Origin of the sequence: Scandinavium sp., assembly GCF_051650185.1 — a bacterium.
GTDB lineage: Bacteria > Pseudomonadota > Gammaproteobacteria > Enterobacterales > Enterobacteriaceae > Scandinavium.
Genome location: NZ_JBOFIN010000089.1, coordinates 1 through 11,221, shown reverse-complemented (window position 1 = coordinate 11,221; position 11,221 = coordinate 1). Strand labels below are relative to the sequence as shown.

Sequence of the window (11,221 nt, the reverse complement as noted above, 5' to 3'; positions counted from 1 at the left end):
ACCGTGGAAGTGAAAGTATGGGTTGTTGAAGGTTCCAAAAAACGTCTGCAGGCATTCGAGGGCGTGGTTATCGCTATTCGTAACCGCGGTCTGCACTCTGCATTCACTGTTCGTAAAATTTCCAACGGCGAAGGTGTTGAGCGTGTCTTCCAGACTCACTCTCCAGTAGTTGACAGCATTGCTGTTAAACGCCGTGGTGCCGTTCGTAAAGCTAAACTGTACTACCTGCGTGAGCGTACTGGTAAGTCTGCTCGTATCAAAGAGCGTCTTAACTAAGATCTCGCTAACGCGACATCCAGATAAAAAGGGCTGGCCGAAAGGCTGGCCCTTTTTTCATCTCTGCGAGGGTGAATGTTAACGTCTGCGCCATAAATCATTTACAATGCCTCCGCTTTTTGGGGGGAAGATGGCCGGAAACAGATTTCATCGCAGTCACAGCAAACGTCTCGCGGCCTGGTTCGCGCTGTTTGCTATTGCGCTGATTATTGTGGCTCCGCTGATTTCCGTCTCCCTGCAAAAAGACCCGATGAGCGCTATGCCGGGCATGATGCACCACGATATGTCGATGATGGGTGAGCATCATGATGGTCATAAGCCTGTTCTGATCCCTGTCGATCACGCTGAGGCTTGCGGTTACTGCGTGTTACTGGCTCATGTTCCGGGCCTGATCCTGGCTCTGGTTCTGCTGATAGGCGCGCTATTGCTGCGTTTACGCGAACGCCCCTCACGGCCTGTGATTCAGGCATGGCATTTTTTCCCCTGGCTCTTCCCTCAAACCCGCGCCCCGCCGGCTGGTCTGCTTTTATTTGCTAACAACACAACAATGGGCGTTTAAGCGCCATACCCCTGTTTGCTTTTAAAAGGAAAAGTATGACCACCTGCACTCCACGCGCGGCATGGATCAACCTGCTGCGCCGCCTTCATTTTGCCGTCGGCCTGTTCGTCGGGCCGTTTATTTTCGTTGCCGCGCTGACCGGCACGCTCTATGTGGCTACGCCAAAGCTGGAAAGCTGGATTTATCGGGAAGCATTAACCGCTCAGCAGAGTGCAGACAGCCACTCGTTAGCCGAGCAAATCTCTGTTGCGGAGCAAGCTGTCGGTGAGCATTTGCCGCTGTTTGCCGTCCGTCCCTCGCTTACGCCAGGGGAAACCACTCGCGTGATGTTTAGCGATAACTCTCTCGGGGAATCAGAGAGCCGCGCCATTTTTATCGATCCGGCAACGCTTGCGGTGAAGGGGGGTATGACTGTCTATGGCACGAGCGGTATTTTGCCGTTACGCCAGTGGATTGACTACGCGCATCGCTCTTTGTTGCTGGGGGATATCGGCAGGCTTTACAGCGAGCTGGCCGCGTCATGGATGTGGTTCGCTGCCTGTGGCGGAATTGCACTGTGGTTTTTCACTCGCCCGAAACGGCGCATCAACAACCGCGTGCAAAATACTCGTCGTCTGCACGTTTCGCTGGGCTGGCTGCTGCTCGTCGGAATGCTGTTGTTCTCTGTCACAGGGCTGACTTGGTCGCAGTGGGCTGGCGGCAACGTCGATAAGCTGCGCGCAACCTTTGGCTGGTTAACGCCGCAGGTCAACACTCAGCTTAGCGGGCAGGCGATGATGCAGGACCCTCATGCGGAGCATCACTCAGGCATGACAATGACCATGCCAATGGCGATGCCGCTGGATCTGGCGCAGTTTGACGACGTATTGCATCTTGCCCGGCAGTCCGGCATTGACGCACGTAAGCTTGAGATCCGCCCACCGAAAAGCGCCGATAAAGCCTGGACGGTGACAGAGATTGATCGGGGTTGGCCGACGCAGGTGGATGCCGTGGCTATCGATGCGGATAAAATGCAGGTTGTGGATCGCACTCGCTTTGCCGATTTCCCGTTAATGGCGAAGCTTACGCGCTGGGGCGTGGATTTCCATATGGGGCTGTTATTCGGTGTGATTAACCAGATCGTCCTGATCGCTTTTGGCTTGTCGCTATGTGTGATGATCGTGATGGGGTATCGATTGTGGTGGATCCGTCGGCCGTCGCCGTCGAAATACAATCCACTCATGACGCTCACTCAGAGCTGGTGTGATCTTTCTGCAACCGGACGCTGTGTTGCAGGCGTGATTGCTTTATTGCTGGCATTCTCGATGCCGGTGTTGGGGGTGAGTCTTGTGCTGTTTATCGCAATAGATGTTCTGCGCTGGCGCATGGCCAGCACAGTTTGCGAGGTTGAGTCGCCAGAATAGTTATCAGGGCGTGCTGATAACGATTGTCACGCGACGGTTTTCAGCACGACCCTGCGACGTTTTATTGCTGGCGACAGGGTATTTTTCCCCAAGCCCGCGGGTTGTCAGGTTGGTGCGCGGGATATGTGCACCTTCCGCCCACGCATCCGCCACGCGATTTGCACGTTTGAGTGAGAGCGCTTCGTTGTAGCTGCTTTCACCATAGTTATCTGTGTGCCCATCCATACGCATGTGCTTCAGCCCGGTGGCTGCCAGTTGAGACGCCATCTTCTGAATTTGCTGACGGCTATCGTCCTTAAGCTGGTAGTCGTTGGTCGCGAACAGGATTTTATCGTTCAGACCCAATGACCAGTCACCGTTGTTTTCACTGAAGCCACAGGCTTTCATTTCAGCAATTTGCTCGGGGGAGAATTTTCCCTGCGGCGCCTGGCAGCCAGTCAGAAAAAGGGCGGTCAGGAGGAAAGGGGTGATTAGGCGCTTAAGCATGCTGAGTTCCTTGTTGTCAGATAGCTGTTTTGGTTCGCTGATTTTTCATCAGGTACATATTCTTATCGGCCTGTTCGAGTAAAGTCTCCACTGCATCATGTTCCCAGGCCAGGGCATAACCAATACTGAGCGTAAAGGGCGTCAGATAGCCGTTATGCATGTCTACCGAACGGCTAAATTGCTGTGCGACACCTGAACAGATGCGCTGTACCTGGGGTTCATCGCTAATGCCAATGAGGATCATCGCGAATTCATCGCCGCCTAATCGATAGGCAAAGTGCTGCTTACCGCCAAATTCAACCAGGCGAACAGCCGTTTCAATGAGCACGCAGTCGCCAGCGGCATGGCCCCAGGTATCGTTGATGTCTTTGAAATCATCGCCATCCAAAAACAGCAGTGCCGCCGTCGCTTTTGCGGCGCTGTCCCCCATCAGGGCATGAATACGGTTACGAAACGCTGCCCGATTGGGAAGACCCGTAAGCGGATCGTGCATGGCTGTTTTCAGCAACTGATCATTTTTGGCTTGCAGCGAGGTTTGCCACTGTTCCATTTCATTCAGCAGGCTGTTGAAGTCCTGGGCGAAGTGGTGAAATTCCTCTATTCGCTCATCAGGCACGCGACGGGAAAAATTTCGATTGGTTCTGACGTCATGTGCGACATCGGCGATATTCTGCAATGCATTCACCACATCGGCGTGCAGATGGCGTGAAATAAGCATTGCGGCGGCAGTAGCCAATAAAATACAGCTGGTGAGAACGGCCAGCGAGTTCCAGATAAAATGGCCAATCAGGCTATCTCTGGCCGTTAGCCTTATCTGACCGATAGTTTCACCATTATGGATAACCGGCTGTGCAGCAGGCTTCGGAAATAACCAATGGCTGAGCATGAGATTAAAGCGCTCGCTATTGGCCTCACTTTCATAAGCCCAATGAGCAAACAATTCGTTGCGTTTATTAAAGACCTCAGCCTGAGCAAACTGCCCCTGCTTACCCAGCATCGCCAGTGTGTCAGTCGCCGCTGTAGCATCGCCAAAGACAAGCGCGGCTTCAATGCTGTGGCTCATTGTTGCGCCAGTCAGCTCAAGATTTTTTTGCGCATACTGTTTAAAGGTCACGACTGAAACCGCGCACAGCATCAACCAAATCAGAGTCATGGTAATGACGATACTGGTGGTGTTGATGCGCCGTAAGGTTCTTTTAAACGTCGGGCGCGGCGCGGCGGAGATGTCCTTATTCATGTTTTTTGTTCCGGGCAAGCATGAGAACGTCCGGATTGACCCTGACACCACTTCTGGAAAGGGCATCCAGATTCACGGAAAAAGTGACTCGTTCCTCATGACGCTGCAGGCAAAATGCACTGCCAATACTGCATTCGGCGTTTTGTTCGGCAATGGTCAGTAACGGATGGTTCTGAAAACGATTCACGATTTGCTGCTGACGTTCTGGAGGTTCGGTACCAAAATAAAGGGCATCACAGCGGGCAGACAGGGCATCTTGTTCATTATGGACAATCACGGTCTGGTAGTTTTTTACGCTATGGGCATCGTCGGGAAGCGTGGTGCTAAGGGTGGACGTTGAAAAGACACACAGGGTGGGTGGGCCATTGAGCGATGGCCAACGAGTGTAACTGATGATGCCGGAAACAATATCGCGGACAGCGTTATCCTGTCCGGCAGAGGCTGCGTATACCGGGGCATTCACACAAGTAATGAACAGTGCCGCAATCAAACGGCACGAAAAAGGTTGCCACCGGGTGCTCACCTGAAACCGCCATGCATCCAGAGATGATATATTCACAAAACTTATATAAAGAGTACCATTATTCTTAATTCCCGTCATTAACGACCGTATTAGAAACAGTGCGTTGTTGAAAGACTTCATAATAAGCAGCCAGTGTTTGACCTCAACGCACTAATGTCGACTGCGCACCTTCTTTCATCCCTTTATCCCATGCTTCTCGCAGTTCTTTTGCATTGCTTTTGCTGTCACAACCTTCCGGATAAATCTTGCCGGAAACGCCCCAGCCAAAGAGCAGATGGGCCTGACAGATATCGTCGAGGCCGACAGCATAACCCTTAAGGTACAGTGGACGATTGACCTTTGGATCGTCCAAATCACTGGCAAGCATGTCATCGCTACGCGGTTTGACGCCGGTTCGTCCGTCATCAATGCCCTCGCCATACCAGTCAGTTGCACCTTTGGGCAGATCGGCGTACGGATCAAGTTTGCATCCACTTAACAGAAGGAGTAACAGAGCGCACAGAAAGGGTTTCATCAGGACCTCCGAATTAATGCTTTCAGCATAGCGTAGCCGCTGGGTATCGCGAGTGGAATGTTTTGTTTACGAGTTTTGACAGGTGAAATGCAATTAAGATGGCTTGTGTAACGTATAATTTACGGAATATGGATTGAAATCTTTACCGCGTATGATATCGTTAACCCATCCTCAGTGAGGAACCCCATTATCGCAAACGAGCTATACAGGATCGCCATCATGCAAAAAGACGCGCTGAACAACGTACATATCTCCGACGAACACGTTCTGATCACCCCTGAAGTGCTGAAAGCAGAGTTCCCGCTGACTGCCGCTCAGGAAGCCCAGATTGCCGATTCTCGTCAGACCATTTCCAATATCATTGCTGGTCGTGATCCGCGCCTGCTGGTGGTCTGTGGGCCGTGCTCCATTCACGATCCGGAAGCAGCGATCGAATACGCTCGTCGATTTAAAGCTCTTGCCGCAGAGGTCAGCGATAGCCTCTACCTGGTGATGCGCGTCTATTTTGAAAAACCACGTACCACCGTGGGCTGGAAAGGGCTGATTAACGATCCGCACATGGATGGCTCGTTTGATGTGGAAGGCGGTCTGAAAATTGCTCGTCGTTTGCTGGTTGAACTGGTCAGTATGGGTCTGCCACTGGCGACCGAAGCGCTCGACCCGAACAGCCCGCAGTACCTTGGCGATCTGTTCAGCTGGTCTGCCATTGGCGCACGTACTACCGAATCTCAGACTCATCGCGAGATGGCATCTGGTCTCTCAATGCCCGTTGGCTTTAAAAACGGCACCGACGGCAGCCTGGCGACGGCCATCAACGCCATGCGCGCAGCAGCAATGCCGCACCGCTTTGTGGGGATCAACCAGGCCGGTCAGGTTTGCTTGCTGCAAACTCAGGGCAACCCAGACGGTCACGTGATCCTGCGCGGCGGTAAAGCGCCAAACTACAGCCCGGCAGACGTTGCTCAGTGCGAAAAAGAGATGGAACAGGCAGGACTGAAACCGGCTCTGATGGTAGATTGCAGTCACGGTAACTCCAATAAAGACTACCGTCGTCAGCCTGCCGTGGCAGAATCCGTGGTGGCACAAATCAAAGACGGCAATCGTTCCATTATTGGGTTGATGATTGAAAGTAATATCCATGAAGGCAATCAGTCTTCCGAACAGCCACGTTGCGACATGAAGTACGGCGTGTCGGTCACTGATGCCTGCATTAGCTGGGAAACGACGGACGCCCTGCTGCGTGAACTGGACAAAGATTTGCGTGGCCAGCTTGCGGCTCGTCTGGCGTAAGAGGAATTTATGGTTGCTGAACTGACCGCACTGCGCGATCAAATCGATGAAGTAGACAAGGCGCTGCTGGGATTACTGGCGCGCCGCCTGGAGCTGGTGGCCGAGGTTGGGGAAGTCAAAAGCAAGTACGGCTTGCCCATCTATGTGCCTGAGCGTGAAGCCTCAATGCTGGCTTCACGTCGCCAGGAAGCGGCTGCGATGGGTGTTCCACCGGACCTGATTGAGGACGTGCTTCGTCGCGTGATGCGTGAGTCCTACTCCAGCGAAAATGACAAAGGTTTCAAAACCCTTTGTCCGCAGCTGCGTCCAGTAGTGATCGTCGGCGGCGGTGGTCAGATGGGGCGTCTGTTCGAGAAGATGCTGACGCTGTCTGGCTATCAGGTTCGCATTCTTGAGAAAGAAGACTGGGCTCAGGCTGAAGCGCTAGTGGCTGATGCGGGTATGGTGATTGTCAGCGTGCCGATTCATACCACCGCGCAAATCATCGAGAAACTGCCAAAGCTGCCAGCAGACTGCATTCTGGTGGATCTGGCTTCCGTTAAAGCGGTGCCTTTGCAAGCGATGTTAGCTTCTCATAATGGGCCGGTTCTGGGCTTGCACCCGATGTTTGGGCCGGATAGCGGCAGTCTTGCGAAGCAGGTCGTTGTTTATTGCGATGGTCGCCAGCCAGAAGCCTACCAGTGGTTCCTCGAACAAATTCAGGTCTGGGGCGCGCGTTTGCATCGCACCAGCGCTGTTGAACACGACCAGAATATGGCGTTTATTCAGGCGCTGCGCCACTTCGCCACTTTCGCCTACGGCTTGCATCTGGCGGAAGAGAACGTTCAGCTTGAGCAACTGCTGGCGCTGTCATCGCCAATTTACCGTCTTGAACTGGCTATGGTGGGTCGGCTGTTTGCGCAGGATCCACAGCTCTACGCCGATATTATTATGTCTTCGCCGAGCAACATTCAGCTGATCAAGCGTTACTACAAGCGGTTTGGTGAGGCGATTGGTCTGCTGGAGCAGGGCGATAAACAAGCCTTTATCGAAAGCTTCCGTAAGGTTGAGCACTGGTTTGGGGATTACGCCCAGCGTTTCCAGAGCGAAAGCCGGACGCTGCTACGCCAGGCCAACGACAGTCGGCAATAAAAAAACTGTTTATACTCAAAAGCCAGAGGGGGAACCCGCTGGCTTTTTTTATAGGGAAACGATCATGACACAGCCCGAAGTCTTGTTTGATTACACCGGCCATCTGCCGGAATGCCCCACCTGGAGTGAGTCTGAACAGGCGCTTTATTGGGCCGATATCCTTGAATATGAAATTCACCGTTACGATCTGCGAAGTGGCGAGCATCAGGTTCTGCAATTCCCGGAAGAAGTTGGCTGTTTTGCGCTGCGGGAAAACGGGGGGTTTATTGTGGCGTTGCGAAGCGCCATTTGGTTAAGCGATAAGCATGGCTTATTGGTCCGTAAGATCTGCGATAACCCCAGTAATTCCCAACTTGCGCGTTTTAATGACGGCGGAACCGATCGTGATGGGCGTTTCTATGCGGGAACGTTCTGGGGGCCTGGCGATTATAACGGCGCATTATTGGTGCGGGTCGATAATCGGCTGAAGCCGAAAGTCATCCAGTGCGATATTCATGGAGCAAATGGCCTGGCGTTCAGCGCCGATAAAAAATGGATGTACACCTCGGATACGCCGAATGGCGTTATTTATCGCACGCCTTTGGATGACGAGGGAGAGCCAGGTCAACGTGACGTTTTCCATCAGTTTTCCGCAGGTGAAGGCATTCCTGACGGGGCTGCTATTGATGAAGAGGGTTGTTACTGGAGTGCCCTGTTTGATGGCTGGCGCGTTGTGCGTTTTTCGCCGGAGGGCAAAATACTTGAAGAGCACCGTTTGCCGGTGCGCTGCCCTACGATGGTCTGTTTTGGCGGGGAAGAGATGAAAACGTTGTTCATCACCACCACTCGCGAAAATATGGGCGCGGAAGAGGTGAGGCAACACCCGTTATCAGGTGCCATCTTCACCCTGCCAGTTAGCGTGGCAGGAATGAAGAAGTTGCCGTTTGTGGGGACTTAGGCCGGGTCGACCGGTACCACATTTTCACTTGGATAGCAGCCAAGGACCTTCATCGAGCGGGTGATTTCACCCAGCTCTTTCAATGCTTTTTGCATTGTGTCCGATTCCAGGTTCGCCTGGATATCCAGATAAAACATCTCTTCCCACGGGTTGCCGTAAATCGGGCGGGATTCGAGTTTGGTCATGATCAGATTGTGGTTTCGTAATACCAGCAGGGCTTCTACCAGTGCACCGGCCTGCTGGCCCGTTGCCATCAGGAGCGTGGTTTTTGCGGGAACCTGATCGGATACATCAATTGCTTTGCGAGCCAGCACGACGAAGCGGGTAATGTTTTGCGTCTGATTAGCCAGATTGCGTTCAAGCACTTGTAAACCATATAAGCCGCCGCCGGCTTCGCTGCCCAGAGCGGCAACGTGAGGGGAGTTAGCTTCGGCTACTTTCTCCATTGCGGCAGATGTGCTCTCGGTATATTCGATTTTCCAGTGCGGGTAACGGTTCAGGAACTGGCTGCACTGCTGGAAAGGTTGCGGATGGCTGTATACCGTTTCAATTTTATCCAGGTCGGTCGAACCCGAAACCAGAACGCAGTGATCAATCGGGATCGTCATTTCACCCACGATAGACAGACTGGTGTGCTGGAGCAGATCGTAGACATCGTTGATGGCGCCAGAGCTGGTGTTTTCAATCGGCACGACCGCGTAATCGGCTTGCCCGGTTTCAACCTGATTAAAGATATCGGCGAACTTAGCGCAACCACTTTCAATAAATTGCTCAAAGTGGCGGGCAGCATACTGACGAGCAGCAAGGTGAGAGTAAGAACCTTTCGGCCCCAGAAAAGCGACGCGGGCTGAGTGTGGATTGATTTTATTCAGATGCTGTTGCAACAGTGCCTGCTGGGTAAGAACAGAATCCTCGATGATCAACTGGAACAGACGGGTAATGTAATGCGCATCAAGGTGATGAGTCTTCCCAAGGGTAATGAGACGTTCGAGCAGATCGCGCTCTCTGTCGATATCGCGTACAGGACGGTGTGACAGAAGTTTGGCTTTGCCTACTTCTACTGCTAGCCCACGGCGTTCCGCCAGCAGAGAGAGCAATTTTTCATCCAGTGCGCTTATCTTATCGCGCAGAGCCAGTAACGGATTTTCCGCAGTCATAATGTCGCCTTTCTTGTTATTAATAAAAAAGGCCCCCCGGTGTGGGAGGCCTTATTGTTCGTCTTCGCATTCTTTATCACATGACGAAACGCCTCCCGTTCAGGGGAAGGTAAAAAAGAATGCGAAGAAGAACGGAACAATTTTCATCAGGGTATCCTTGAGACAGTGCAGTTAAAGTAACCGCACTGTTTTCATGCTGTCAACCGCAAAAGCGCTTGGGCATAAAGTTAAACAAAAAACGCGCCCGGAGGCGCGTTGGATTAACACAGTTGTTAAGGATTACTCTTCTTGTTCAACGAAGTTGACGTCTTTCACCGATGCGTTGGCGCGACGTGCTTCCCCTTTGTGTTGCACTTTATTGAGCTGCCTTTCCAGCTTGTTGATCAATTCGTTAATGGCAGTGTACATATCATCGTGGCGAGCGCTGGCAACCAGATGGCCGTTCGGGGTATTCATGGTCGCATCGGCAACAAAACCCTGTGGCTCTTTGGACAGAATGATATGTGGGTTAATCAGTTGAGTTTGCCATTTTTCAAGTTTGGCGAGACGGTCTGTGACATGCTGGCGGATAGCCGGAGTAATTTCCATTTGTTTACTGGTAATGTTCATTGTCATAAATTTTACCTCTTGTCTTTCCCGTCTTGGTGAGTCCAGCATACCTGTCCCAATGTCAAAATGTGTGATGTAAATCACGTATTTTTGTCACTTTTTGTCAACCCATGCATTTTGTGAGACAGGACAGGAACAGGGGATTTTTTACTTGAGGAAGTGGCAAAAGAGAGCCATAGTTGATGGGATGCGTCAGCGCTAAACCGCTTCAGCTTCATAACGAATTGCATAAAAAAACGGCAGCTCAATGGGCTGCCGTTTTTTATCAACAGAGCAAATTACCCGTTGGTTTTGCTACCGTTGGCGGCAATGATTTTGGCCACTTTTTCCGCCTGAGCGTTCATCTGCATTTCGCGGTAAGCTTTTTCCATCTTCGGCAGCGCATCACGAGTCGCCTGCGTATCCGGGAAGTCACGCAACATGCCTTCTGTGCGGTTCACGACAGCAACCCATGCACCACGGTCAGTGTAATAATCCACGACCGACAACTCATACTTCGCCAGACGGTCTTTCAGGAACACCATGCGTTTGTAGGCATCGGATGAATACTGGCTCTGCGGATAGCCACGTACCAGTTTGGAGAAGTCGTTGAATGCATCGCGAGCGTGCTGCGGATCGCGGTCTGAACGATCAACGCCAAAGAAGCCCTGCAGAGCACTGTCATCCAGCGCCATGTTGGTCAGGCCACGCATATAGATGACGTAGTCGATGTTTGGATGGGTCGGGTTCAGACGCATAAAACGATCGATAGCAGCCTGAGCAAGCGGCAGATCGGCATTTTTGTAATACGCATAAATCAGATCCAGCTGCACCTGCTGAGAGTACGGGCCAAATGGATAGCGGTTATCCAACGCTTCCAGTTGCGTTATCGCCTGTTTCCAGTTACCGTCCTGCAACTTTTGTTGAGCAGTCGCGTAGATTTCATTTGGCGGGCTATCAGGCACCTCTTCCTTTGAACCGGAGCAACCCGCCAAAGCCAGGCTCAGTGTGGCAAGGGCCACCAGGTATTTCATGCGCGTCATGACGTTTTGACTTTCCTCAGAATGTTTATGCGGGAGATTATCATTCCTGCTCCCGATTAAGACCAGCTACAATAGCA

The 11,221-nt window shown here is 52.2% G+C and carries 14 protein-coding genes and 1 other annotated feature; of the genes, 6 read left to right on the top strand and 8 right to left on the bottom strand.

From position 1 onward, the window contains the following. From rplS to ACRCWW_RS11375, 3 genes are all read left to right on the top strand, one after another. Positions 1-276, top strand: a 276-nt coding sequence (gene rplS, locus ACRCWW_RS11385; RefSeq protein WP_408719559.1) for a 50S ribosomal protein L19, incomplete at its 5' end; no start/stop codon positions are given. A 130-nt stretch (positions 277-406) separates the two neighbouring features. Next, positions 407-835 (top strand): DUF2946 domain-containing protein, encoded by a 429-nt coding sequence (locus ACRCWW_RS11380; RefSeq protein WP_438682519.1) that lies wholly within the window; start codon positions 407-409, stop codon positions 833-835. Positions 836-870: 35 nt separating this feature from the next. Next, complete coding sequence (locus ACRCWW_RS11375; RefSeq protein WP_438682518.1) at positions 871-2,238, top strand: PepSY-associated TM helix domain-containing protein; 1,368 nt, start codon at positions 871-873, stop codon at positions 2,236-2,238. Between the two features lie 3 nt (positions 2,239-2,241). Here the strand turns inward: ACRCWW_RS11375 and ACRCWW_RS11370 are convergent, their stop codons facing one another. The 4 genes from ACRCWW_RS11370 to ACRCWW_RS11355 all read right to left on the bottom strand — a co-directional run bounded on the left by ACRCWW_RS11370 (position 2,242) and on the right by ACRCWW_RS11355 (position 4,998). Continuing rightward, complete coding sequence (locus ACRCWW_RS11370) at positions 2,242-2,724, bottom strand: OmpA family protein (protein ID WP_438682517.1); 483 nt, start codon at positions 2,722-2,724, stop codon at positions 2,242-2,244. A gap of 16 nt (positions 2,725-2,740) precedes the next feature. Continuing rightward, the gene (gene dgcN, locus ACRCWW_RS11365; protein WP_438682516.1) at positions 2,741-3,961 is read right to left on the bottom strand and encodes a diguanylate cyclase DgcN; all 1,221 of its coding nucleotides are present in this window, start codon (positions 3,959-3,961) and stop codon (positions 2,741-2,743) included. Further along, positions 3,954-4,562, bottom strand: a complete 609-nt coding sequence (locus tag ACRCWW_RS11360) for a YfiR family protein (protein WP_438682520.1) — start codon at positions 4,560-4,562, stop codon at positions 3,954-3,956. Before ACRCWW_RS11360 ends, dgcN begins: the two co-directional genes overlap by 8 nt. A gap of 64 nt (positions 4,563-4,626) precedes the next feature. Next, the gene (locus tag ACRCWW_RS11355; RefSeq protein WP_438682515.1) at positions 4,627-4,998 is read right to left on the bottom strand and encodes a DUF2799 domain-containing protein; all 372 of its coding nucleotides are present in this window, start codon (positions 4,996-4,998) and stop codon (positions 4,627-4,629) included. A gap of 219 nt (positions 4,999-5,217) precedes the next feature. Here ACRCWW_RS11355 and aroF point away from each other — a divergent pair, with 219 nt between their 5' ends. The 3 genes from aroF (at position 5,218) to ACRCWW_RS11340 (ending at position 8,356) form a co-directional block, all read left to right on the top strand. Beyond that, positions 5,218-6,288, top strand: a complete 1,071-nt coding sequence (aroF, locus tag ACRCWW_RS11350; protein WP_404658758.1) for a 3-deoxy-7-phosphoheptulonate synthase AroF — start codon at positions 5,218-5,220, stop codon at positions 6,286-6,288. 9 nt (positions 6,289-6,297) lie between these two features. Further along, on the top strand, positions 6,298-7,419 hold the full coding sequence (gene tyrA / locus ACRCWW_RS11345) for a bifunctional chorismate mutase/prephenate dehydrogenase (protein ID WP_438682514.1): 1,122 nt from the start codon (positions 6,298-6,300) through the stop codon (positions 7,417-7,419). A gap of 64 nt (positions 7,420-7,483) precedes the next feature. Next, complete coding sequence (locus ACRCWW_RS11340) at positions 7,484-8,356, top strand: SMP-30/gluconolactonase/LRE family protein (RefSeq protein WP_438682513.1); 873 nt, start codon at positions 7,484-7,486, stop codon at positions 8,354-8,356. Here ACRCWW_RS11340 and pheA read toward each other — a convergent pair. The 4 genes from pheA to bamD all read right to left on the bottom strand — a co-directional run bounded on the left by pheA (position 8,353) and on the right by bamD (position 11,144). Next, the gene (gene pheA, locus ACRCWW_RS11335) at positions 8,353-9,513 is read right to left on the bottom strand and encodes a bifunctional chorismate mutase/prephenate dehydratase (RefSeq protein WP_438682512.1); all 1,161 of its coding nucleotides are present in this window, start codon (positions 9,511-9,513) and stop codon (positions 8,353-8,355) included. The genes ACRCWW_RS11340 and pheA overlap by 4 nt on opposite strands. 22 nt (positions 9,514-9,535) lie before the next feature. After that, positions 9,536-9,661, bottom strand: a sequence feature (Phe leader region). After that, a complete protein-coding gene (pheL, locus tag ACRCWW_RS11330) occupies positions 9,613-9,660 on the bottom strand; it encodes a pheA operon leader peptide PheL (protein ID WP_110512077.1) in 48 nt (15 codons plus the stop codon). It overlaps the preceding feature by 48 nt. A gap of 131 nt (positions 9,662-9,792) precedes the next feature. Continuing rightward, on the bottom strand, positions 9,793-10,128 hold the full coding sequence (gene raiA, locus ACRCWW_RS11325) for a ribosome-associated translation inhibitor RaiA (protein ID WP_438682511.1): 336 nt from the start codon (positions 10,126-10,128) through the stop codon (positions 9,793-9,795). A 272-nt stretch (positions 10,129-10,400) separates the two neighbouring features. Continuing rightward, on the bottom strand, positions 10,401-11,144 hold the full coding sequence (gene bamD / locus ACRCWW_RS11320) for an outer membrane protein assembly factor BamD (RefSeq protein WP_438682510.1): 744 nt from the start codon (positions 11,142-11,144) through the stop codon (positions 10,401-10,403). Positions 11,145-11,221: the final 77 nt, after the last annotated feature.